The following is a 22,300-nucleotide window of genomic DNA, read 5'->3' as shown; positions in this document are numbered from 1 at the left end:
CCATCTGTGCCTGATGCGCGTTAGCGCATCCATCTGTGTGCATCTGTGGATTCCCTTAAGATAATTTCCGCCTGCACGACCGCAGCCGTTCAAGCTCGGATTCCGTGCCTTTTCCGTGTCGCCGAGCTCCGCGAGGCCTTCAGTGCCTGTCCGTGGTTCCAATACCTTTCTTACGCCATTGAATATAAAACGCTTCCGTTGACCGCACTCCCCCGGCTACAATGGCGCAAAGCCAATCCCGAAAGCGCTGCCCAATGACCGGTGAGAACGTCAACCCTATCCCCAACGCCCTGACCGTCATCCGTCTGATCGGCGGCGCCGTGATGTTCATCCTGCTGGCCGGCGCGGTCGGCGGCATTCCGTTCCTCAACGTCACGCCGGAAACCCTCTATGCCCTGCAACGCTGGGGCGTCTACACCTACATGCTTGCGGCCATCACCGATCTGCTCGACGGCTGGCTGGCGCGCAAGCTGCACGCCGAAAGCCGGTGGGGCGCGATTCTCGACCCGATCGCCGACAAGATCCTGGTCTGCGGCACCATCCTGGGCCTGTTCTGTATCAAGACCGGCGACCCGGTTTTCGCCCTTCCGGCCGCGCTGATCCTGTTCCGCGAATTCGCCGTCAGCGCCTTGCGCGAAACCGCCGCCGCCAAGGGCGTGCAGGTGCCGGTCAGCTTCATGGGCAAGATCAAGACAACGTTGCAATTGGTCGCATTAGGCGCGCTTCTGGTGACCGAAAGCTGGTCGGCCTTCGACCTGCCGCCCGACTTCTACGACGACGCCTTCGTCGTGTCGAACCTGGCCCTGCTGATCGCGGCCATCGTCTCGTTGTGGTCGGGCCTGGCCTACTTCTTCGCGGCGCGTAAATCGCTTTGACGCGTAACCCACTCTAATTGTTCGGTTTCGAACAGTTTGGCCATGGTTTTTTAGCACCACGTAAAAAGTCCATACTTGGTTACGCCGATTTAATTAGACCTTTGCGATAAAGTCGCAGATGTTACCGGCCATACCTTAAGCGCCTCTCTAAGTGGTATTATGTCCCTAGCCCTATCCACCCTGCTCTATGAATGGCGGCGGTATTTCGCTGCCGTTATCGCCCTCGCCGTGGCGGGACTTCTTGTCCTGGCCATGACCGGTATGTTCATGGGCATGGCGAAGTCCTTCACGGCCACGGTCGACAAGTCGCCGGCCCAGATCATCGTCCTGCCGCCGCAGGCCGACGGTATTTTCGGCGATAGCGGCCAGCCGCGCCGCATGATCCCGCTGGTGTACCAGCATCCCGAAGTCGCCGAAGTCCAGCCCATGATCATGAACTGGGCTTTCTGGTCGAACTTCCCCAAGGACGGTCAGCCGCCCAAGGGGGATGGCGTTCGCGTCGTTGTCGTTGATCCGGTCAAGGGAGCAACGACGCTCCCAAGCGATTTCTCGGATGAAATCATCCAGGCGCTTCAGGAGCCTTATGCGGTTGTCATCGACCGCTCGAGCCTGGGCAAGCTGGGCGTCCAGGTTGGCGACAAAGCCAAGATGAATGGCCGCACGGTGACCGTTGCCGGCGTCGTCGATGGCTATCCCAACATGTTCAACACGCAGGTCTTTACGTCCTTCCAAACCGCCAAGCTGATCTACGTCTATGACGACGGTCCGCGGATCGGGCCGCTTCTGGTCAAGCTGAAGGACCCGAGCCGCGTGAAAGAGGTCTCCGCGGAACTGACGGCCATCGGCGGCGGTCAGTTCAAGGCCTGGACCCGCGAGGAATTGTCAGCCAGCTCGCAGCGCGGCATCATGAAGGAGGGCGGTATCGCCATCATGATCGGCTTCATGGCCCTGGTCGGCGTGTTTATCGGCATCGTCATCACCTGGCAGACCCTGCAAGGCGCGATCATGGCCAATATCAAGGAGTTCGCCTCCCTGCGCGCACTCGGTGTTTCGATGGGCTCGCTGCGGCTGATTATCATGGAGCTCAGCTTCTGGGTTGGTATCGCCGGTCTCATCCTGACGGCCGTCCTGGTCGCGGGTGTTGGCGCCCTTGCCAAGATGGGCGGCGTGCCGATGGACTTCCCTCTGTTCATCGACATTCCTGTCGCCATCGGTCTCATGATCATCGCCATCCTGTCGGGCCTGTTCTCGCTCGGCGTCCTTAAGAAAAGCCAGCCCGCGGACCTCCTCAGATGACAGCCAAACTCGCACTGGATGCCAAGGGCCTGTCCAAGGGCTACAAGATCGGCAAGCTCAAGCAGCAGGTCCTCAAGGGCGTCGATTTCAACGCCTGGCACGGCCAGGTCACCATGGTCATGGGGCCGTCCGGCTCCGGCAAGTCGACCCTGATCGCCGCGCTGTCCGGCCTGATGAAGCCCGACGAGGGCGAGGTCATGGCGCTCGGGGAATCGCTGTGGAAGAAGAAGCGCGGCAAGATCGACAAGTTCCGCCTCGACCACTGCGGCTTCATCTTCCAGGGCTTCAACCTGTTCCCGGCGCTGAACGCCACCGAGCAGGTCGAGCAGGTCCTGAAATACTGCAAGGTCCCCAAGGCCGAGTCGCACAGGCGTGCCAAGGAAGTGCTTGAATCGGTCGGCCTCGGCCATCGCCTCAAGCAATATCCGGCCGAGCTGTCGGGCGGCGAGAAGCAGCGCGTCGCCATCGCGCGCGCGCTGGCAAAGGAACCGCAACTGCTGTTCGCCGATGAGCCGACCTCGGCGCTCGATTCGGTCAGCGGCCAGGTCTGTATCAAACTGCTGCACCAGGCGGCCAAGGAACGCGGCGCCGCCGTCGTCGTCGTGACCCACGATCCGCGCCTGGAAGCCTACGCCGATCGCGTCATTCACATGGAAGACGGCCACATACTGTCGGACACGATGGTCAACCCGCCGGCTGAATAAGAACATGCAAGAGAAAATCCCGATGTCCCGCAAAATCCTCTCCGCTACCGCCGCCAGCATCCTGGCCCTTGCCCTGGCCGGCGCTTCGCTCACCGCCTGCCAGAAACCGGGCGCGCCCGGCGGCAAGCCCGGCGACCCCAAGGCCGCCGTCAAGGCGCCGCCGTCGCCTTACGCCGCCATTGCCGCCGGCAAGATCGACGTCGAAGGCGGGGTGATCGAGGTCGCCGCCCGCCGTCCCGGTATCGTCGCCGAGGTCTACGTCCAGGAAGGCGACGTGGTCACCAAGGGCCAGATCCTGGCCAAGCAGGAAGACCGGGACACGCTTCTGGCGGTCAACAGCTCACGCGCCAGCGTCAGCCAGGCGCAGAGCCAGTTGGCCCTGACCCGCGTCACCATCAATTCGGCCCAGCGCGAATACGATCGCCTGGCCAAGCTGGCGCCGTCCAACTTTGTCGCCCAGCAGAAGCTGGACCAGGCGCGCGATACGATCGAAACCGCCCGCGCGACGCTCGGCACCCAGGAAGCGGCCGTCGCCACGGCGCGTGCGCAATTGGCCCAGGCCGAGTACAACCAGGAACTGACGACCATCCGCGCGCCGATGGATGGCAAGATCATCCGCCGCTACGCCCAGCCGGGCATGGGCGCTTCGACGCTGAACGTGTCGAACATGTTCGACCTGGAACCGGCCATCCCGCATATCGTCCGTTCGGAAATCGTCGAAAGCGCCATCCCGTCGGTCACGGTCGGCCAGGAGGTCGAGATCATCCCGGAAGCCGACCCGTCGAAGATGTATGTCGGCAAGGTCATCCGCATCGCCGCCACCTTCGGGGCGCGCAAGCTGAAGTCCGACGGCGGCAACGAGGCCAGCGACGAACGCGTCGTCGAAGTGGTGGTCTCGGCCGACAACACACCCTTCCTGATCGGCCAGCGCGTGCTGGTGAAGTTCATGAAGCCGGGCGAAAAGGCGGGCATCAAGCGCGAAGCGCCGAAGCCGCCCGAAAAGAAATAACTGTAAAAAATGTAGGATATGACAACCCTCGCAGCCCGGCTGCGAGGGTTTTTTTTAATTCGTCCGTGCTATGAGACGTGCGTGAAAGCCGTAAGCCTGTCGCAAATGTCTGCCGCCAGCCTGTCGTCTGCCCGCCTGGGCGTCGCCAGTCTCGACGTGTTGCGCTTCGCGGCGGCTGCCTTCATCCTCATCTATCACTATGGCATGAACGCGCCTGTCGAACTGGAGCGCATTCTTCCCGTGCTGGGACGGGGATGGCTGGCGACCGACTTCTTCCTCATGCTGTCGGGCTATGTCCTGTCGCGCGCCTATGGTGATCGCCTGGCCACCGGCGGCGTCCGCCCGGCCCAGTTTTTCGCGCGGCGTTTCTTCCGGTTATGGCCGTCGCACATGGTCGTGCTGCTGGGGTTCGGTGTCTTTGTCGTAGGCTGTTCCATGGCCGGCTTCCCAGCGGGCCATGCCGACCACTACAGCCTGACTGCCTTCGTGGCCCAGGCGTTCCTGGTGCACGGCTGGGGGATGTTTGACGGTCCGGTGTGGAATGTGCCGACCTGGACTCTGTCGGCCCTGCTGGTCTGTTACGCCCTCTACAGCCTGTATGCGCCGGTCCTTCACAAACTCGGCCGCCCCGTCCTGATCGCCGTCGCCGTCGGCGTCGTGATCGGCGCGCATCTGGCCGCCGCGGTCCTGGCGCACCGGGCGCTGGCGGACCTGCCCTATGCCTGGGGGCTGTTGCGCGCCATCCCGCTGTTCCTGGCCGGCAACCTGATCGAGCGCGCGACACGCGGCTGGCGGATCGCGCCGCCGGCCTTCTGGACCGGCCTGACACTCTGCATCCTTTCGGTCGTGCTGATCCAGCAAGTGCCGCGCAGTTTCGTGACCGATGCGGTAGGGCTGGCGGCGCTGGCGACCCTGATCGCCCTGTCCGGTTCCGTCGCCTTTGCGGAAACCTCGGTGTCGCACCAACTGGGGCGCGTGTCCTTTTCGCTGTTCCTGACCCATTCGCTGGTCGGCGCGTTGTGGTTCGGCCTGAGCCCCCGGCTGATAGGCCTGCTGCACATGCCGGTCATCGCGCAGTGGCTTCTGTGGATGGCAGGTATCGCCACCGCCCTGACGGTCGCCTTCCTGTTCGAAAGTCTGGTTGACCGGCCGCTCAGCCGGCACATGTCCAGGCTGAACTTTATCCGGGGCTCAGGAACGGGTTCCTGATTTCCAGCGAACCCACTCTGAAGCGGTGCTGCATATTCTCCGACCACAGGATCGTACAGTCGGCGTCCAGTGCGGCGGCAACGATCATGGCGTCATAAACCGACAGGCTGTGCACGCGGGCCAACTCCAGTCCCTTGTCATGGATGGCGAGCGTGTTCGGAATCGTGTTGAACAAATTACGGATTGTGACCAGGACATCCAGCACTTCTTCCCATCTCATGGCGAGCTTGCGGCGCATGACATTGGCCATTTCATTCAGCACCTGGACGCTGATTGTGCCGCCAGTGGCGAACAGGCTTTCAACGCGTTCGGCCTTCGCGGCGTCGCCAGACAAGGCATAGATCAGAATATTGGTGTCAACGAAGGCGCGCTCACCGGTCATTGGCGTCCTCGCGGTCAAACTTGAAATCGGCTGGGAGGCGGCCACGGTATTGCCGCAGGCGTGCGATCAGGGCATCGCGCGATGGCTTGCGGGAAAGCGCAAATTCACGGGCATCGTAGACATGGATATCGACGTCGTCGCCGGCCTTTAGGTCCAGCGCTTCAACAACGCTGGAAGGAAGGCGGACGGCGAGTGAATTGCCCCATTTTGCGACCTGCATAACAACACTCCAGCATGATATACATTTTGATATGTATATCATGCGGGGTTGGATAGACAATGACCGACGGCTAGACCGCGTCCAGACCTATATCGAAGTTCGGTGCCGAGTGGGTCAGGGCGCCGACCGAGATGACGTCCACGCCGGTCTCGGCGATGGCGCGCACAGTCTCGAGATTGACGCCACCCGAAGCTTCCAGGATCGTCTTGCCGGCCGCCAGCTTCACGGCCTCGGCGAACATGTCGAGGCTGAAATTGTCGAGCAGCAGGACGTCCGGCTTGTAAGGCAGGGCCTCTTTCAACTGCGCGATCGAATCGACCTCGATCTCGATCTTCATGGTGTGGCCGACGCCGGCCTTGGCGCGTTCCATCGCCGTGCCGACGCCGCCGCAGATGGCGATGTGGTTGTCCTTGATCAGGATGGCGTCGTCCAGGCCATAGCGGTGGTTGTTGCCGCCGCCGCACTTGACGGCGTGCTTTTGAAGGGCGCGTAAGTTCGGCAAGGTCTTGCGCGTACAGGCGATCTTGGTGTTGAGCCCGTCGACTGTGGCGACGTATTTCGAGGTCAGGGTGGCGATGCCCGACAGATGGCAGAGCAGATTCAGCGCGACACGTTCGGCCGCCAGAATGGCGCGGGCATTGCCTTCGACCTTGGCGAGGACATCCCCCGGCTTGACCGCGCTGCCGTCAGGCAAAAGCGTCTCGAAGCGGACCTGATGGTCCATAATGGCGAGCGCCAGGCGGGCGCAGTCGATCCCGGCGCTGATGCCGGCTTCGCGTGCGCGGAACTCGGCTTTGAAGCGCGCCTTGGGCTGGATGACCGCCGAAGCCGTCACGTCGCCGGCTAAGCCAAGGTCTTCACGCAGAGCGTCGCGGATGATGGGTTCGATCAGTAGGTCAGGCAGGCCGGTGATATACATGCTGTCGCATCCCCTCTCGTCGTCTTGTCGAGGTCGGCCCAGCGCACGAATGTCCGTTCGCCTTCGGCCGCCGTTTGCGGATAATCGCTACGGTAATGAGAACCTCGACTCTCGTGACGATGCAAGGCGCAATCGGCGATCAGGCGTGCATTTACCAGCGCGAGCGCGCCCTGGTAGCGGGCTTCGAGCTCACCGATAAGCCTTTGCAGGGTTTTCAGGCCGGTTTCGTTCCGCACGACGCCGGCATGCAGGCTCATGGCCTCGCGCAGGCGCTTGAGGTCGACGGCATCGAGCTGCGGCGGTGTTTCGGGGCGCAGGGCGGCGGTGACGTCCGGTACGAACATCTCGATGTCGATGCCACGCACCGCCTGGCCGACGCGCTCACCGAAGGCAGCAGCTTCCAGCAGGCTGTTCGACGCCAGCCGGTTGGCGCCGTGCACGCCTGTCGAGGCGCATTCGCCGGCGGCATAGAGATGCCTGAGCGAGGTGCGGCCGTAAATATCGGTCTTCACCCCGCCCATATGGTAGTGGGCGGCGGGCGCCACCGGCATGGGCTCCGTACGCGGATCGACGCCTGAGTCCATGCACGAGGCAAAGACGGTTGGGAACTCTTCCGGGAAGTGCGCGCCGATAGCCTTTGTGGCGTCGAGGAAGGCGCCACGACCGGAAGAGCGCGCCTTGTGTACTGCCCGGGCGACGACGTCGCGCGGCGCCAGTTCGCCGTCTTCGTGGTCTTCGAGCGCGAAGCGGATGCCCTTGGCGTCGACCAGGATGGCGCCTTCGCCGCGCAGGGCTTCGGTCGCCAGAGGCGCGGGGTCCTTGCCGAAATCGAGGCCGGTCGGGTGGAACTGAACGAATTCCGGATCGGCGATGATGGCGCCGGCAAGCGCGGCCATGGCCATGCCATCGCCGCGTAAGGCTGCGGGATTGGTAGTGACGGCGAACAGACCGCCCAGACCGCCGCTGGCTAGCACCACGGCCGGGGCATAGACCTCGATGCGGCGGCCCTGGTGTTCGACCAGGGCGCCGATGACCGTGTCGGCGTCCGACTTGATCAGTCCCAGCGCGAAGGCATTTTCCCAGATGTCGATGTGCGGAGAGGTGAGGGCGGCATTGACGACGGTTTCCAGGATCGCCTTGCCGGCGAGGTCGCCGCCGACGCGGGCGACGCGCGCCAGGCCGTGGGCGGCTTCGCGGTTGAGGACGAAGCTGCCGTCGGGCTTGTGGTCGAAGGGCGCGCCCATGTCGTTGAGCCTGTGGACGACGGCGGGCCCCATCTCGGTCAGTGTTTTAGCCGCCAAGGGGTCGACGATACCGGCGCCGGCCGCGACCGTGTCGGCTTCGTGCGCTTCGGGGGAGTCTTCGGGGGAGAGGGCCGCGGCGATCCCGCCCTGGGCCCAGGCCGACGAGCACGCCTTACCGAGCGCGACGGGCGCCAGGACCAGCACGTGCTGGGGCGCGGCATTCAGCGCGACCGACAGGCCGGCCAGTCCCGCACCGATTACCAGCGGGCCTTTGTGAATGTGGATGTCGTTGGCCATGATGGCCTCCTTCAGAGCTCCCTCTCTCCGCATGCGGGGAGAGGGTTGGGGTGAGGGGCATCCGAAGTAGATACACGCTCCGGCCCTCGGTAAGCCCCTCATCCGGCCTGCGGCCACCTTCTCCCCGCAAGCAGGGAGAAGGGAAGGGCGTCGCGTTTTTGGACCTAACTGATCATCTCTACATCGACATGATGCCTTGCCTTGACCATGTCGTAGCGGGCGGGCTTTTCGAGCGGCGGCATATCGATCATGCGCTGCACGGCCAAGGCGGCGCGCGGAATGATGGCCGGATCGACCGTCACCTCGTACTGATGCAGGCGCAAGCTGTCATAGATGCCCTGCAGCGTAATGCGCTTCATGTGCGGACACAGGTTGCACGGCCTAAGGAACTCGACGCCCGGCGCGTCGGCGGTGACGTTGTCGGCCATCGAACACTCGGTGATCAGCACGACCTGCTTCGCCTTGGAAGAGGTGACGTAGTCGGCCATGGCGGTCGTTGAGCCGGTAAAATCCGATGCCGCGATGACGTCGGGCGGGCATTCCGGGTGCGCCAGGACGATGGCGCCGGGGTGGGCGGCGCGGACATCGGCGATGTCTTCGGCATTGAAGCGCTCGTGCACTTCGCAGGCTCCGGCCCAGGCGATGATCTTGATATCGGTCTGGCGCGCGACATTCTTGGCCAGGAACTGGTCGGGAATCAGGATGACGCGGTCGGTGTCCCATGCCTTCGCGGCCCATTCGACGACCTGGACGGCATTGGCCGAGGTGCAACAGATGTCGGTTTCGGCCTTCACGTCGGCCGTGGTGTTGACATAGGTGACGACCGGCACGCCCGGATAGCGCTGTTTGATCAGGCGGACCTGCTCGCCCGTCAGGCTGGTCGCCAGCGAACAGCCGGCGCGCAGGTCGGGGATCAGCACGGTCTTTTCCGGCGCCAGGATCTTGGAGGTCTCGGCCATGAAATGCACGCCGCCCTGGACGATGATCTGCGCGTCCGACTTGGCGGCTTCGCGTGCCAGGCCCAGGCTGTCGCCAACATAGTCGCCGACGCCGTGGAAGATTTCCGGCGTCATGTAGTTGTGCGCCAGGATGACCGCGTTCATTTCTTTCTTCAGGCGATTAATCTCGGCGATCAGGGGCGCCTGAAGCTGCCATTCCAGCGGCGACACCTTTGATTTCAGCTTTTCCCAGATGGGCGCTGTCTCAAGCTCGACCTGAGGTGTGAATTCAAAGGGGCGGGCGGTATCGGCCATGCCAGTCTCCTGTAAACACTTATGCTCAATTTCAGCATAAGGTGGCCATAAGATAGTCCCGGTGCGGCAGGATGCAATAGGGAATATGTACCGAAGCTTCACGAATTATGACAGTTTGATCCACGAAATTTCCTTGCGCTGTCTATTGAATCCTTACGCAGGTGCGGCATATCAGATGTGTTCAAGCCAGAGTTTGCCGCGATACTTTGCCAAAAACCGCCGCACACTTTTGGCGTATCGCTCGTGAGAGGAGCCCTGAATTATGCCTGACTCAGCCAAAAAGGCCGTCGATACCGACAAGACCGTCGCCCACGAACTGTCCAAGGTCCTGGCCGACAGCTTCACCATCTATCAGAAGACGCATGGCTATCACTGGAACGTGCGCGGTCCGAATTTCCGCGGCCTGCACCTGCTGCTGGAAGAGCAGTACACCGAAATCTGGACGGCCATCGACGAGATCGCCGAGCGCATCCGCGCGCTCGACCAGTTCGCCCCCATGGGCCACAACTCACTTGGGAATCTGACCTCGATCAAGGATGGCGACCCAACGCAGAGCTCCGAAGGCATGCTGAAGGACCTGATCGCCGGCCATGAAACGACGATCGCCACGCTGAAGGCGACCGCCGACGCCGCCGAAGAAGCCGGCGACCTGTCGACCGCCGACCTCGTGACCCAGCGGATCACGGCGCATGAAAAGCATCGCTGGATGCTGAAGGCGACCCTGAACGCCTGATTTCAGCTAGAGCGATATGCCGAAAGTGCGCAGCGGCTTTTGGCTAAATATCGCGGTAAAACAAAAACCTAGAGCATGATGATGGTTCGACCTAAACGCATTATGCTATAGCCTTGAAGCAGGCGTCCGCATCCGTGCGGGCGCCTTTTTCATGCTCGCCCGCGCACCGCAAGCCTTGATCCAGGCGCGCTTTTCCGGGAAAAGGCCGGATGGTTTTCATTACGCCCAAGATTTCCGTTCCCGACGAAGAGCTGCACGAGAGCTTCGTGCGGTCGTCGGGAGCGGGCGGTCAGAACGTCAACAAGGTGGCGACCGCCGTCGAGCTGCGCTTTTCGATCGCCAACAACTGGACCATTCCCTATGACGTCAAGCAGCGGCTGACCAAACTCGGCGGCCGGCGCGTGACGCAGGAGGGCGAACTGGTGCTGTTCGTCCAGACCCACCGCACCCAGGACATGAACCGTAAGGCGGCGTTGGAACGCTTTGTCGAACTGGTGCGCAAGGCCGCCGAACCGCCACCTCCGCCACGCGTCAAGACGAAGCCCACCCAAGGCTCGGTCCGCCGGCGTTTACTGGGCAAGGCCATACGGTCGACCGTCAAGGCCAATCGGGGCAAGGTCGCGGAGGACGACGAAGGCTAAGCGCGCTCCGGAATCTTAGAGCGATATGGCGAAAAGTGTAAGCGGTTTTCGCCTTAAATATCGCGACAAAACAAAAACTTAGAGCGATATGGCGAAAAGTGCCAAGAAGCGTCTTTGGGGTTTTCGCCTTAAATATCGCGACAAAACAAAAACTTAGGTCGGTATGACGTTTCCACTTAAAATCATACCGATCTAGCCAAAGACGGGGCGGTCGAAGAGCCTGCGGCGAATGGCGAACCAGCCGAACCCATAGACGGCAATGACAAGCAGGAGGGCGGGGAAGCGGACGTCAACGCCCGTCTGAACCCCGAAGAAGCGCGCGATCAGGCCGGCCAGCGATGACGCCAGGCACAGGCCCCAGACGCGCAGCGCCAGGTTGAGGTGGCTGGGGTCGCGCCGTTGCAGCCACAGCTGATAGAGATGTTCCTTGTGCGCCTGCAGAAGGTTCCTGCGCATCCGGGCGCGTAGGGCGAGGGTGAGGACGACATCGACCAGAAGCGGCGCCAGCAGGAAGCCGCCGAACCAGACCGATCCGACGTTATAGGCCCTGAGTTGCAGGCAGGCGCCGCCAATCAGCGCGCCGGCGAAAAAGGCGCCGGCATCGCCCTGGAACGCCCTGGCCTTGCCGGGATTGCCGGGCGGCAGGTTAAAGGGCAGGAAGCCCAGATGCGCGCCGGCGGCGCAGATGCATATCAGGGCAGGTATACCCACAAAGGCGCCGGTGGCGCTCGATGGCGCCATGAGAACCGCCAGCAGGGTGATGACCAGGAGCGCGATGGTTTGCGACCCCAGCGCCAGGCCGTTCGAACCGTCCATGAAGTTGATGGCGTTGATGCACAACACCAGCCAGGCGGCGCTGCCCAGGACGCCGATCGGCCACCAGAGATCGACGATGCTGCTGAAGCCGAAGGTCAGGGTATCGACGCGGTACATGTAACCAAAGGCGCCGCACAGGGCAATCTGGACCCCCAGGCGCAGCTTGGCCGGCAATCCCAGCAGGTCATCCGCCGCGCCCGTCAGGCCCATGAGAATCGCGAAGCCGAACAAGGCCAGCCCGTCCTTGCCGCTGCCGGGAATTTGACCGCGACACACCCACAGGATGAGCCCAGCCACAAGCGCTGTCGCGGCCATGACCGCCAGTCCGCCGCTGGTCGGCGTTGGGTTGTCGTGCATGCCGCGCTGGCGCGGCCGGTCGACCGGGCCTCCGCCGGTGACGAGGATGCCGAGCAGAATGGCGGCGGCAATGGCGCCGCCGAGGCCTGCCAGGAGCAGGCCCGGAGCGATCAGCCAGATTTGAGGGATAAGGTTGGTCACGGGACGCGCGCAAACGTTCTGGTCGACTTTCGCCCTCCCCACCTGTGGGGTAAGCGCAGCGAAAGTATAGCGTTCGCAAGCGCAGGGACCATTGGCGGAGCCAATGGTGGGCGGGGCCTCTTACTAAATGCGAGATCAGGCGCGAAAGATATTAGAGCCTCACCGTCGCAAAAAGCATCTGTCGCGCCGCCGATAGCCCCGCCCACCATCTGCTCCGCAGATGGTCCCCCCTCCCCATGAATGGGGAGGGCGAAGAGCATCGCCGTCTTTGGAGTGGAGAGCCGTAGCACGTAGGAACGCTTGAACTCGAGCGCCTGTGCTTACTTCAACGCCGCGCAGAAGCGCTGGATACGCGAACAGGCCTCGGTCAGGACCGATTCCGACGTCGCGTACGAGATGCGGAAGAAGGGCGACAGGCCGAACGCCGCGCCGTGCACGACGGCGACTTCCTCGGTCTGCAGCAACTCCGCGGCGAAGTCCTCGTCCGAATTGATGATCTTGCCCGACGGCGCCTGCTTGCCGATGCAGCCGGCGATCGACGGATAGACATAGAAGGCGCCTTCCGGGGTCGGGCAGTGGATGCCCTTCGCATTGTTCAGCATGGCGACGACCAGGTCGCGGCGCTTCTGGAAGACCGAGGCGCGCTGCGGGATGAAGTCCTGCGGCCCGTTGAGCGCTTCGACGGCGGCCCACTGGGCGATCGAGCACGGGTTCGAGGTCGACTGCGAGATGATCTTGGCCATGGCCTTGATCAGCGGCTCGGGGCCCGCGGCGTAGCCGATGCGCCAGCCAGTCATCGAATAGGCCTTCGACACGCCGTTCATGGTCAGGGTGCGGTCGTACAGTTCCGGCGTCACCTGGGCGATCGTCGTGTACTTGAAGCCGTCGAAGGTCAGGTGCTCGTACATGTCGTCGGTCAGGATCCACACCTGCGGATGCTTCTTCAGCACCTCGCCAAGCGCCTTGAGCTCGGCTTCGGTATAGGCGGCGCCCGACGGGTTGGACGGCGAGTTGAGGATCAGCCACTTGGTCTTGGGCGTGATGGCGGCTTCCAGCGTTTCCGGCTTCAGCTTGAAGCCGGTCGACATTTCGCCGACCGCGAAAACGGGCGTGCCGCCGGCCAGCAGGACCATGTCAGGATAGGATACCCAGTACGGCGCCGGGATGATGACTTCGTCGCCGGGGTTCAGCGATGCCATCATGGCGTTATAGATGACGGGCTTGCCGCCGGGCGAGACGCTGACCTGGGTCGTCTTGTACTCCAGGCCGTTCTCGCGCTTGAACTTCTCGACGATGGCCGCCTTCAGCTCGGGGATGCCATCGACGTCGGTGTAGCGCGTCTCGCCGCGCTTGATCGCCTTGATGGCTGCGTCGCAGATGTTTTCGGGCGTGTCGAAGTCCGGTTCGCCGGCGCCCAGGCTGATGACCTTCTTGCCTTGACGGGCCAGTTCTCTGGCCTTGGCCGTCACGGCCAGGGTCGGGGAGGGTTTCACGCGCTTCAGCGTGTCGGATTCGGAAAAGGGTGCCATCGGGTTGACCTTAGCCTGGGGATTGGAGGTGCCAAAATGCAGGACCCTCTTTACTCGCCCAATTTCGTTTGTCCAACCGTCATCGCTCATCTTTGCCAAAATCTCTTGCTAAGGGCCGGGAGTTATCCCAAGTGTAGCGTCCCTGCCATAGAGTGTGTGCGATGCACAATGATATACAAGAGATGTGGCGCAAGCTTACGGGCTTTTTCGTCCATCTCGATGCAAAAATGTATCGCGCCATCGGGGCTTCGGTTGTCGTCCTGGCGCTGGTGGTCCTGACCCTTTTGGTCAGCCGGTCGGAATGGGGGCAGACCACGCTGCTGGCGCTGGAACACTGGATGGCCGGCTACCGCAACTCGCCCATGGCCGTCCTGGTGGTCACGCTCGTCTTCTGCGTTTCGGCCCTGTTCGGTGCGCCGCAGTTCATCCTGGTGGCGGCGTCGGTCCTCGTCTTCGGCCCGGTGTGGGGCGGGCTCTACAGCTGGATCGCCACCGTCGTCTCCGCCGCCATGACCTTCTACATGGGACGGTTCATGGGCCAGGGCCTGTTGCAGAAGTTCGGCGGCAACCACGTCGACAAGCTGGCGGGTTATATTGGCCGCAATGCCTTTTCGGCCTCCTTCATCATCCGCAACCTGCCGACCGCGCCGCCTATCGTCGTCAACATGGCGTTCGGCGCGACGAAAGCGTCCTTCCTGGCGTTTCTCGCCGGTTGCGCACTGGGCTCGATCCCCAAGATCCTGCTGGTGGCCATCCTGGGCGGCTCCCTGACGGCGTTCCGCGGGCCCGACGGCTGGAAGACGGGCGTGCTCCTGGCGCTCCTGGCGCTCGTCTGGCTGGGCGTCATGATCGGGGCGCGACGGCTCTATCTGGCAGGCAAGGACCGGGGCTGAGCGGGCCAAAATTCGGGCAAATTTTCCGGCCCGGAACACGGTTACGATTTGTCGCGATCAAGCCCCGCTGCCGCATCTAAAATAAACGTGATTTCAGCGTGCGCGACCCGTTGTTTTATAAGGGAAAACGTTAAATTAACCAATTGGCTTGTAAGTTGAAACCAACTTTTTCACCAACCCCCTTGAAATTCACCTGAGTTACGGGCAAGTGATGGCTTTCTACAAGATCACGCCTGCGATTCAAGCCCCTGAATAAGGCTTGCCAGCGCGCAATCTTACCCTTCGCCTCTCCCGCATCCCGGCCTCCCACAATTTATCGGAACCCAAGGCAGTCTAGTCCATGTTAAAGTCCTTCTTCGGCGGTTTTTCCAACGATATCGCTATCGACCTGGGTACGGCCAATACGCTTATCTATATGAAGGGCCGAGGCATCGTGCTGAACGAGCCGTCCGTCGTGGCGCTGCGCAATGTCGGCGGCCGCAAGACGGTGCACGCCGTGGGCATCGAAGCCAAGCAGATGCTGGGCCGTACGCCCGGCCATATGGAAGCCATCCGCCCAATGCGCGACGGCGTCATCGCCGACTTCGAAGTCGCCGAGGAAATGATCAAGTACTTCATCCGCAAGGTCCACAACCGCAAGGGCTTCGTGAACCCCAAGGTGATCGTGTGCGTGCCTTCGGGCGCCACCGCCGTGGAACGCCGCGCCATCAACGACTCGTGCCTCAACGCCTCGGCGCGCCGCGTCGGCCTGCTCGATGAGCCGATGGCGGCGGCCATCGGCGCCGGCCTGCCGATCCATGAGCCGACCGGTTCGATGGTCGTCGACATCGGCGGCGGCACGACCGAAGTCGCTGTCCTGTCGCTGTCGGGTATTGTGTACTCCAAATCGGTCCGCGTCGGCGGCGACAAGATGGATGAGGCCATCACCAACTTCATGCGCCGCAACCACAACCTGCTGATCGGTGAAACGACCGCTGAACGCATCAAGAAGGACATCGGCACCGCCCGCGTCCCGCACGACGGCGAAGGCATGGCGATCGAGGTCAAGGGCCGCGACCTGATGCAGGGCGTGCCGCGCGAAGTCCGCATGTCGGAGCGCCAGGCCGCCGAAGCCCTGGCCGAGCCGGTCGCGCAGATCATCGACGCGGTCAAGGTCGCGCTGGAAGCCACGCCGCCGGAACTGGCGGCGGATATCGCCGACAAGGGCATCATGCTGACTGGCGGTGGCGCGCTGCTGCGCGGCCTCGACGTCGAAATCCGTGACCAGACCGGCCTGCCGGTATCGGTCGCCGAAGATCCGCTGTCGTGCGTGGCCATCGGCTGCGGCCGGGTGCTGGAGCATCCGCGCTGGATGAAGGGCATTCTCGACGCCACCTTGTCATAATTGGTCATAATGGCGTCGCGGTGCGGTCGCACTTGACCGCTAGAGCACGAGCTATCTGACAAAAACGTTCGATTGCGGGGGGATAGCCGCAGGTTTGCTATCCGGACAGTTCCGGTTCCTGACGGGAACCAAGGAAGTACTTAAGTGGCTTACGGGGACAACAAGCACTTCGAGCATCTCAAACTGCCCGTGACCTGGGCGGTCATGGCCATCGTCGTCGGCGTCTGCATCTTCGCGGCGCTGATGCTGCTGGGTGACCGGCGTGAGGAGGTCGAACCCAACACCTATGGCGACCGTTCGGCCTTCGACAGCGCGGCCAAGCCGGTCAATGGCGCCCTGGCCGCGCCGGTCCACGTCGTCGGCGCCGGCACCAGCTGGCTCGACGACTATCTCTTTGCCGCCAGCGAAAACCGCACCCTGAAAAAGCAGGTCGCGGAGCTGCGTCAGTACCGCGACGCCTATTTTGTGCTCAAGGATGTCAACGAGCGCTATGAGAAGCTGCTAAACCTGCGCACCGAGCCGGCGGTCGAAGCCGTCACGGCGCGCTCGGTGTCCGTCACGCGCGGGCCGTTCAACAACAATCGCCTGATCGACGCCGGCGCCAGCCGCAAGATCACTTTTGGCAATCCTGTCATCACCGACCAAGGCCTGGTCGGCCGCATCGTCGGCGTCAGCCCGAACGTGTCGCGCGTGCTGATGGTCACCGACGTTACCAGCCACGTGCCGATCATGGTCATGCGCACCGACGCCCGCGCCATGATGAAGGGAGACGGCGGCTGCTGCCCCAAGCTGGAATTTATCCGCGGCAAGAACGTCATCAAGAAGGGCGACCAGATACTGACTTCGGGCGACGGCGGCATCTTCCCGCGCGGCCTACCCGTCGGCGAGGCCGACCAGGGCGTCGACGGCGTCTGGCGCGTCCGCCTCTACGCCGACCGCGCGCCGATTGACTTCGTCAAGGTGCTGCTGTTCAAGGACTTCTCGCGTCTCCCGGACGCCGATCAGCTGCTGAAGACACCGCCGGTCAGCGACCTGCTGCCACCGCCGGTCCTGCCAACGGTCAACCCGGCTGCCGCCGCTTCGGCATCGGCCAGCGCAAGCGCGGTTGTCAGTTCGGCCGCACCTGCGCCGGCCGCCGCCGCATCCTCCTCATCGGCCGCCGCGCGTCCTGCGCCGCCCAGGCCCAAACCCCAGCCGCGTCCCGCCACATCCGCGTCCGCCTCATCGTCGTCGTCGCCAGAACTGCGCCCGTTCACGCCTGCGCCTGCGCCTGCGTCGCCGCAGCCCTCAACACCGACCGGGGGCGCCAACTGATGAAAGCGCCGCTTGACCGGGGTTTGTTCAGGCAGCGTCCCAAGAAGACGATCACCCGCAATCTGCGCGGCGCCATAGCATCGCGCGTTATCGGGCCGTGGGAATGGCTGTTCATGCCCGCCCTCGTGGCCATTGCCGTGACGGTGGTCCTGGCGACGCCGATCCGCATCTTCGGCCTGCACCTGCCCGAACCCGTCATGCCGCTGGTCCTCGCTTTCGTCTGGCCGCTGGTCCGCCCGTCCTATCTGGCGCCGCTGGTGCTGGCGGCGCTGGGCCTGTTTCTCGACGTCTACTGGTCGGCACCGTTTGGCTTCTACACCCTGACCCTGATGATCGTGTACGGCGTGCTGGTCACAGTGCGCAGTTACGTCGCCGGCCAGGACTGGCGTGTCGTGTTCGGCATCTATGTCGCGACGGAAATCGTCTTTTTCGGCATGGGGGTTACCCTGATCGCGCTGGACACTGGCTCGATCGTTCGCCTGATCGGCGTCTTCGAGCAACTGATTGCCACGACCCTGCTGTTCCCGGTCGTGCCTTATATGCTGGACAAGTACGTCCATGCGGATGTGCGGTTTGGATAATGGCTGAACCCTCGATCGTCTTCACCGATGTCAATGAACGCCAGGGGGCGTTTCACCGCCGCATCTTCATCCTGGGCGGCGTGGTCGCCTTTGGCTTGTTCGCCCTGACGGGACGCCTTGCGCACCTCCAGGTCCTGCAAGGCGGCAAGTACCAGAAGCTGTCCGCCGCCAATCAGTATAATTTCCGCCTCATTCCGCCGCCGCGCGGCGACATTCTCGACCGCAACGGCAAGGTCATCGCCGGCAATCGTCCGTCCTTCCGCGTGATGATCGAAAGCAACGAAGTCAAGAATATCGACGACACGCTTAACGAGGTCTCCTACATCCTTCCCCAGGCGGTGACGAACCGCAGGCGTATCCTGCGCGATCTCAACCAGAACCAGCGCTTCGTGCCGACCATCATTGCGTCTGACCTGAACTGGGAGGACTTTTCACGCGTCAGCCTGTATGCCAACGACATCCCAGGCGTTGTCGCCGATATGGACCAGCTTCGCGTCTACCACTACGGCGGCGCCTTCAGCCACGTCGTGGGCTACGTCTCCAAGATCAACGCCCGCGACCTTGAACGCGAAAAGGCCCGGCCCGACTATACCGAGGAAGAGGACAAGCTGCTGCGTCACCCTTCCTTCCGGATCGGCAAGACGGGCATCGAACGCGCCTATGACGCCCAGCTGCGCGGCACCGCAGGTGGCCGCAAGGTCGAGGTCGACGCCGAAGGCCAGGTCGTGGCCGAAGATCCGCAAGGCATGATCCCGCCCAAGCCGGGCGCCGATATCACCCTGACTCTCGATGCCGACATCCAGATGCGCGCCCTCGAGGTTTTCGGAGAGGATTCGGGTTCGGCGGTCATGATGAACGTCAATACCGGCGAAGTTCTGTGCATGACCTCGACGCCGGCCTTCGACCCGAACCTTTTTGTCTCGGGCATCCCGACCGACGCCTACCGCCTGCTGGCCGACTACGAGCGGTTGCCCCTGCTGGACAAGGCCGTCGGATCGACCTATGCGCCGGGCTCGACCTTCAAGATGACGACTGCGCTTGCTCTGCTCGACGCCGGCATTAATCCGGCCGAGCGCGTCCATTGCAGCGGCGCCTTCTATTTCGGGCGACGGTTCGGATGCTGGAAGCCGGGCGGACATGGCTCGGTCGACATGGTCGGGGCCATCAAGCATTCGTGCGACGTCTATTTCTACGCCATGTGTAACCGCGCCGGCATCGACCGCATCGCCCGCGCCGGCCGGAAGCTCGGCCTGGAACACATCTATCCGGATCTCGGCATCGACGGCCAGAAGAAGGGCCTGCTGCCGGATCAGGAGTACGTCCGCAAGTACCGTAAGAAGGATCCGGTCTGGCATCCCGGCGAAACCCTGTCGGCCGCCATCGGCCAGGGCATGACCTTGGTGTCGCCCATCCAGCTGGCGACCTATACCGCGCGCATCGCCAACGGCAAGAAAGCGGTCGAGCCCTATCTGGTCAACAAGATCGGCGGCGATCTCGAAGACCACATGTCGAAGTTCAAGACGATCGAAATCCCCGAAGCGCATTTGGCGATCATTCGCGACGGCATGAATCGCGTGTCGAACGATGCCGACGGTACGGCTTACCGCCAGTCGCAGCTCGATCTGGGGCCGAACATCCATATGGCCGGCAAGACCGGCACGGCCCAAGTGCGCGGCTACGACAAGACCGGCATCCGCAAGGCCAACGAATGGAAGTATAAGGACCACGGCCTGTTCGTCTGCTACGCGCCTGTTGACCAGCCGAAATACGCCCTGGCTGTTGTCGTTCAGCACGGCGTCGCCGGTGGCCGGTTCGCGGCGCCCAAGGCGCGCGAAATCATGCGCCTGGCCCTGATCAAGGACCCGGAGATCCGCAAACGCATCACCGGGCCGGTCAATGCCGCCATCGATACCGGCAAGCTGAACGCTGATGCCTCCGCTTCAGCCAGCGCCGAAGTTGACGTGCCGGTCGATCCCAATGCGCGGTCGGATTAGGAGAGACACATGGTCGATTCAGCCCTTTCCCGTCCTGGTCAGCGCGAGCGTTACGACTCCAAGATCACACAGATCAACTGGGTCTTCGTCATCTGCCTGATCGCGCTCGCCAGCATCGGCATGTTGTTGCAGTACAGCGCCGGCGGCATGAGCTGGCAACCCTGGGCTTATAAGCAACTGATCGTCTTCTGTACCTGCCTGGTGCTGACGCTTTGCCTCGCGCTGGTCGACCTGCGCGTCTGGCTGTGGATATGCTACCCATTCTACACCATATCCCTGCTGCTGCTGGTTGCCGTCGAAGTGATCGGCGACGTCCGTATGGGCGCTCAGCGCTGGCTGGAAATCGGCAGCTTTAGCTTTCAGCCATCGGAGTTCATGAAGCTGGCCATTGTGCTGGGACTGGCGCGCTTCTATCACGAAGCCTCCGCCAAGGACGCCAATCTGTCCTGGAAGCTGATTATCCCGGCGCTGATGATCGCAGTCCCGACGGGGCTGGTCATGCACCAGCCGGACCTCGGCACCGCGCTCCTGATCGCGTTTACCGGCGGGGCCGTCATGATACTGGCGGGGCTTAACTGGAAGATCATCGCGGCGGCCGCGGCGGGGGCCGTGGTGATGGTGCCGATCGCCTTCCAATATATCCTGCACGACTATCAGCGAAACCGCATCCTGACCTTTCTCAATCCCGAAGCCGACCCTTCCGGCACCGGGTATCACATCCTCCAGTCCAAGATCGCCATGGGTTCCGGCGGCCTGCTCGGCAAGGGGCTTGGGCTGGGGTCGCAGTCACAGCTGAACTTCCTGCCGGAAAAGCACACCGACTTCATCATGGCCGGGGTGTGTGAGGAGCTGGGATTTGCCGGCGGCTTCGCGGTCTTTGCCCTGGCGGGCGCACTGATCTTCATGGCGCTGCGCATGGCGTCGGTATCGCATTCGCACTTCGGCCGCCTGGCGGCTGCCGGCACGACGGCAACCTTCGCGCTGTATGTGCTGATCAATGGCGCCATGGTCATGGGCCTGGCGCCGGTCGTGGGTATCCCGATGGCGCTCGTGTCCTATGGTGGTTCCGTCATGCTGACCGTCATGGCCGGGTTCGGGCTAATCCTCGGCGTTCGCGTGCACCGATATCAGGAACTACCCAGACAACAATCCATCTTCGCCCGCTTCGAATAGGGAAATCCGCATCCTTGGGCGATTGCGTCGCAGTCGTCGCTTGCAGGTACTAATGTACCTGCGGCGCTAGCCGGCGAGCACTCGCCTCAAGGCTCCGAATTTCCGGCCGGTTACGAGGCGGCGCTCAGCTCCTGCCATCTCATCCAATTTGAAAGGTTTATGGCCCGGAGCGCGCTGTAATTCATGTGGGGCGCGAGCGGATCGAGTGGTGCTGGGGCCTTTGGTTCGGCTACAATCCCGGCGTATAGCTTGGAGCGCCACCTGAGAAGTTGGCGGTCTTGATCTCGCGGCGCATGCGCGGATCGAACGAGATGTGCACCCAGGTTCCTTCCTGGATCAACTGGTCGAAGCGGATATTGCTGGCCGCGATCTTATGGCAGATCTGCAGCGGCGTGCCGAACTGGCGGCAGACGAAGTCGACGGCGTGGCCGCTCATGTGCGCGCTGGTCGGCGAACCGTTGACCAGCGCGTTCAGGGCCGGGCTCCGGTATCCGCTGGTCACGGTTATGGGATAGCCGAGAAGCTCGCGCACCGCGTCCATCTGCGTGGCCGTTTCCCTCAGCTTTTCGAGAACGGCCGCTGAAGGCGTGTTGTCGATCTGCTGACGGACCGCCGTTGAGGAAAAGGTCATTTCGTCGAGCGTGAAATAGCGGCTCAAGGCACCGGCGGGCAGGGCCGTCGGTGTCGGGGGTGCGGCCGGCGGCAGGGCCACGGGCGGCGTGACCTGCCAGAGGCGTCGCGCCTTGTCGGTCAACACCTTGCGATCCGCCAAGCCGTTGTCGCCGCCATTGATCAGGCGCGTGACGAGGTTGACGTCGTCCCGGTCGGCGGCGGCATTCAGATTGTTCATCTGCCAGAAGGCGGCCGACGCCAGGGCGGCGATCGCAGGCTGCTCCAGCAATTCCGGGCGCTCGGTCAGGGGCTGGCCAATGCGATTGCCGCACAGCTCATAATTCGTCCGGCCCGTGACCATGATGAAACCACGGCCGATAAAGCGCGCGCCGTCACCGGGGTTCACATTGCCGAGCCGTCCGCCGTAAATGTGTTCGGCGATGGCGTCCTTGCCGGCATTGACCAGGGCCTGTGCCTGCTCGAGGGTCGGCACGCGCTTCTTGAACACGGCCATCAGGGTTTCCGGACGGTAGTTCAGGTTTTCGACCAGGGCGCGGAAACCGCCGGATTCGTGACAGAGCTGCGCCATGAAATGCGCCACGCGCAGGGGCGTCGTTATGCCGGCGCGTTCCAGTACGGCGTCCAGCGCGGGGGCATACTCCGCCGCCCGCTTGGTCGTCGGCGCCAGGGCCAGGAGATGTTCAGGCGTGATGATGGCCATGGC

21 protein-coding genes are annotated in these 22,300 nt (G+C 63.0%); 13 read left to right on the top strand and 8 right to left on the bottom strand.

Going from position 1 to position 22,300, the window contains the following annotated elements:
• Nucleotides 1-254: 254 nt before the first annotated feature.
• The 5 genes from pgsA to J2X24_RS17360 all read left to right on the top strand — a co-directional run bounded on the left by pgsA (nucleotide 255) and on the right by J2X24_RS17360 (nucleotide 5,093).
• Complete coding sequence (gene pgsA / locus J2X24_RS17380; RefSeq protein ID WP_209724426.1) at nucleotides 255-875, top strand: CDP-diacylglycerol--glycerol-3-phosphate 3-phosphatidyltransferase; 621 nt, start codon at nucleotides 255-257, stop codon at nucleotides 873-875.
• A gap of 159 nt (nucleotides 876-1,034) precedes the next feature.
• A complete protein-coding gene (locus tag J2X24_RS17375; RefSeq protein WP_209724424.1) occupies nucleotides 1,035-2,171 on the top strand; it encodes an ABC transporter permease in 1,137 nt (378 codons plus the stop codon).
• Nucleotides 2,168-2,875 (top strand): ABC transporter ATP-binding protein, encoded by a 708-nt coding sequence (locus tag J2X24_RS17370; protein ID WP_209724422.1) that lies wholly within the window; start codon nucleotides 2,168-2,170, stop codon nucleotides 2,873-2,875. Before J2X24_RS17375 ends, J2X24_RS17370 begins: the two co-directional genes overlap by 4 nt.
• A gap of 22 nt (nucleotides 2,876-2,897) precedes the next feature.
• On the top strand, nucleotides 2,898-3,884 hold the full coding sequence (locus tag J2X24_RS17365; RefSeq protein WP_209724420.1) for an HlyD family secretion protein: 987 nt from the start codon (nucleotides 2,898-2,900) through the stop codon (nucleotides 3,882-3,884).
• A gap of 81 nt (nucleotides 3,885-3,965) precedes the next feature.
• Entirely contained in the window at nucleotides 3,966-5,093 is a 1,128-nt protein-coding gene (locus J2X24_RS17360) for an acyltransferase family protein (protein WP_310004363.1), read from the top strand.
• On the opposite strand, the gene J2X24_RS17355 is transcribed toward J2X24_RS17360, so the two are convergent.
• The 5 genes from J2X24_RS17355 to nadA form a co-directional block, all read right to left on the bottom strand.
• On the bottom strand, nucleotides 5,065-5,475 hold the full coding sequence (locus tag J2X24_RS17355) for a PIN domain-containing protein (RefSeq protein WP_209724418.1): 411 nt from the start codon (nucleotides 5,473-5,475) through the stop codon (nucleotides 5,065-5,067). The genes J2X24_RS17360 and J2X24_RS17355 overlap by 29 nt on opposite strands.
• A complete protein-coding gene (locus tag J2X24_RS17350) occupies nucleotides 5,465-5,695 on the bottom strand; it encodes an AbrB/MazE/SpoVT family DNA-binding domain-containing protein (RefSeq protein ID WP_209724416.1) in 231 nt (76 codons plus the stop codon). Before J2X24_RS17350 ends, J2X24_RS17355 begins: the two co-directional genes overlap by 11 nt.
• Before the next feature lie 70 nt (nucleotides 5,696-5,765).
• A complete protein-coding gene (nadC, locus tag J2X24_RS17345; protein WP_209724415.1) occupies nucleotides 5,766-6,614 on the bottom strand; it encodes a carboxylating nicotinate-nucleotide diphosphorylase in 849 nt (282 codons plus the stop codon).
• Nucleotides 6,584-8,155 carry an L-aspartate oxidase gene (locus tag J2X24_RS17340; RefSeq protein WP_209724413.1) on the bottom strand — a complete coding sequence of 524 codons (1,572 nt, stop codon included), beginning with the start codon at nucleotides 8,153-8,155 and terminating at the stop codon, nucleotides 6,584-6,586. Before J2X24_RS17340 ends, nadC begins: the two co-directional genes overlap by 31 nt.
• A 164-nt stretch (nucleotides 8,156-8,319) precedes the next feature.
• Nucleotides 8,320-9,408, bottom strand: coding sequence for a quinolinate synthase NadA (gene nadA, locus J2X24_RS17335; RefSeq protein ID WP_209724411.1), 1,089 nt, complete (start codon nucleotides 9,406-9,408; stop codon nucleotides 8,320-8,322).
• Nucleotides 9,409-9,670: 262 nt separating this feature from the next.
• Here nadA and J2X24_RS17330 point away from each other — a divergent pair, with 262 nt between their 5' ends.
• Nucleotides 9,671-10,141, top strand: a complete 471-nt coding sequence (locus tag J2X24_RS17330) for a Dps family protein (RefSeq protein ID WP_209724409.1) — start codon at nucleotides 9,671-9,673, stop codon at nucleotides 10,139-10,141.
• Between the two features lie 209 nt (nucleotides 10,142-10,350).
• Complete coding sequence (arfB, locus tag J2X24_RS17325) at nucleotides 10,351-10,782, top strand: alternative ribosome rescue aminoacyl-tRNA hydrolase ArfB (protein WP_209724407.1); 432 nt, start codon at nucleotides 10,351-10,353, stop codon at nucleotides 10,780-10,782.
• A gap of 192 nt (nucleotides 10,783-10,974) precedes the next feature.
• Here arfB and J2X24_RS17320 read toward each other — a convergent pair whose 3' ends face one another.
• On the bottom strand, nucleotides 10,975-12,096 hold the full coding sequence (locus tag J2X24_RS17320) for a glycosyltransferase family 4 protein (protein ID WP_310004369.1): 1,122 nt from the start codon (nucleotides 12,094-12,096) through the stop codon (nucleotides 10,975-10,977).
• 320 nt (nucleotides 12,097-12,416) lie between these two features.
• Nucleotides 12,417-13,625 (bottom strand): pyridoxal phosphate-dependent aminotransferase, encoded by a 1,209-nt coding sequence (locus J2X24_RS17315; RefSeq protein WP_209724405.1) that lies wholly within the window; start codon nucleotides 13,623-13,625, stop codon nucleotides 12,417-12,419.
• 182 nt (nucleotides 13,626-13,807) lie between these two features.
• Here J2X24_RS17315 and J2X24_RS17310 point away from each other — a divergent pair, with 182 nt between their 5' ends.
• From J2X24_RS17310 to rodA, 6 genes are all read left to right on the top strand, one after another.
• Nucleotides 13,808-14,518 carry a TVP38/TMEM64 family protein gene (locus J2X24_RS17310; RefSeq protein ID WP_245344825.1) on the top strand — a complete coding sequence of 237 codons (711 nt, stop codon included), beginning with the start codon at nucleotides 13,808-13,810 and terminating at the stop codon, nucleotides 14,516-14,518.
• Between the two features lie 340 nt (nucleotides 14,519-14,858).
• Entirely contained in the window at nucleotides 14,859-15,902 is a 1,044-nt protein-coding gene (locus J2X24_RS17305) for a rod shape-determining protein (RefSeq protein ID WP_209724403.1), read from the top strand.
• 144 nt (nucleotides 15,903-16,046) lie between these two features.
• On the top strand, nucleotides 16,047-17,216 hold the full coding sequence (mreC, locus tag J2X24_RS17300; RefSeq protein ID WP_209724401.1) for a rod shape-determining protein MreC: 1,170 nt from the start codon (nucleotides 16,047-16,049) through the stop codon (nucleotides 17,214-17,216).
• Entirely contained in the window at nucleotides 17,216-17,797 is a 582-nt protein-coding gene (locus J2X24_RS17295; protein ID WP_209724399.1) for a hypothetical protein, read from the top strand. The genes mreC and J2X24_RS17295 overlap by 1 nt, the downstream gene beginning before the upstream one ends.
• Nucleotides 17,797-19,791, top strand: a complete 1,995-nt coding sequence (gene mrdA / locus J2X24_RS17290; protein WP_209724396.1) for a penicillin-binding protein 2 — start codon at nucleotides 17,797-17,799, stop codon at nucleotides 19,789-19,791. Before J2X24_RS17295 ends, mrdA begins: the two co-directional genes overlap by 1 nt.
• 9 nt (nucleotides 19,792-19,800) lie before the next feature.
• Nucleotides 19,801-20,964: a rod shape-determining protein RodA gene (gene rodA / locus J2X24_RS17285; protein ID WP_209724394.1), complete on the top strand. Its 1,164-nt coding sequence runs from the start codon at nucleotides 19,801-19,803 to the stop codon at nucleotides 20,962-20,964.
• Between the two features lie 229 nt (nucleotides 20,965-21,193).
• Here rodA and J2X24_RS17280 read toward each other — a convergent pair whose 3' ends face one another.
• Nucleotides 21,194-22,297 (bottom strand): D-Ala-D-Ala carboxypeptidase family metallohydrolase, encoded by a 1,104-nt coding sequence (locus tag J2X24_RS17280; RefSeq protein ID WP_209724392.1) that lies wholly within the window; start codon nucleotides 22,295-22,297, stop codon nucleotides 21,194-21,196.
• Nucleotides 22,298-22,300 lie beyond the last annotated feature (3 nt).

Source organism: Asticcacaulis solisilvae (genome assembly GCF_017875235.1).
GTDB classification, from domain to species: Bacteria; Pseudomonadota; Alphaproteobacteria; order Caulobacterales; family Caulobacteraceae; genus Asticcacaulis; species Asticcacaulis solisilvae_A.
The sequence above is the reverse complement of the archived record's forward strand: the minus strand, read 5'-3'. Positions and strand labels throughout refer to the sequence as shown.